The sequence below is a fragment of the Halomonas sp. BC2 genome (assembly GCF_002078115.1).
Classification (GTDB): Bacteria; Pseudomonadota; Gammaproteobacteria; order Pseudomonadales; family Halomonadaceae; genus Vreelandella; species Vreelandella stevensii.
The window spans coordinates 2,665-3,328 of record NZ_LFGT01000020.1 but is presented as its reverse complement, the minus strand read 5'-3'; the positions used below and the strand labels follow the sequence as shown (position 1 = coordinate 3,328).

At 51.7% G+C, this 664-nt stretch carries 1 protein-coding gene; it reads left to right on the top strand.

Features of this window, described 5'->3' with window-relative positions:
* Nucleotides 1-274, top strand: a 274-nt coding sequence (gene cas2, locus B7L71_RS12295) for a CRISPR-associated endonuclease Cas2 (RefSeq protein ID WP_081138315.1), incomplete at its 5' end; no start/stop codon positions are given.
* Nucleotides 275-664 lie beyond the last annotated feature (390 nt).

Here is a 664-nt window from a genome sequence, read left to right as displayed (position 1 = left end):
TTACGATGTCAGCACCTCTTCAGACGGCGGTGAAGGCAGGCTGCGGCGAGTGGCAAAAGCGTGTCGAGATGTAGGGCAGCGAGTACAGTTTTCCGTGTTTGAAATTGAAGTCGACCCCGACCAATGGGTACGCTTTCGTCAACGCTTGATCGACTTGATTGATGACGAGGTAGACAGCTTACGCTTCTACTTCTTAGGCCGAAATTGGAAAAACCGCATCGAACATATTGGCGCCAAGCCTGCCTTAGACATGAATGGCCCTTTAGTTTTCTAATGTTTCTCTTGTTTGCGAACCCCAATTGTCTTGCCAAACCCCGTCAGGTTCGCAGCTCTTTAATAAATTGATTTTAATAACAAAATTTTCGCTCACTCTTTTGCATCAAGCAAAAATCGGCTAATGCTCAGTGTTTCGCAGAAGCATGTCTTTTTGCTTTTATTTTTCATGATGTTATAAACAGAACAGTCGCGCCCCGCCCGGGGCGTGCGGATAGAAACACGCGCCTGGCCAGAGAGGGTGCGAGCCCTGGGGTCGCGCCCCGCCCGGGGCGTGCGGATAGAAACACCTCAGAGGAGCGCGAAAGCATAGAGAGAATTGCGTCGCGCCCCGCCCGGGGCGTGCGGATAGAAACTTTGGCAGACTCCACCCCCTGGGCTGGATTGCTAT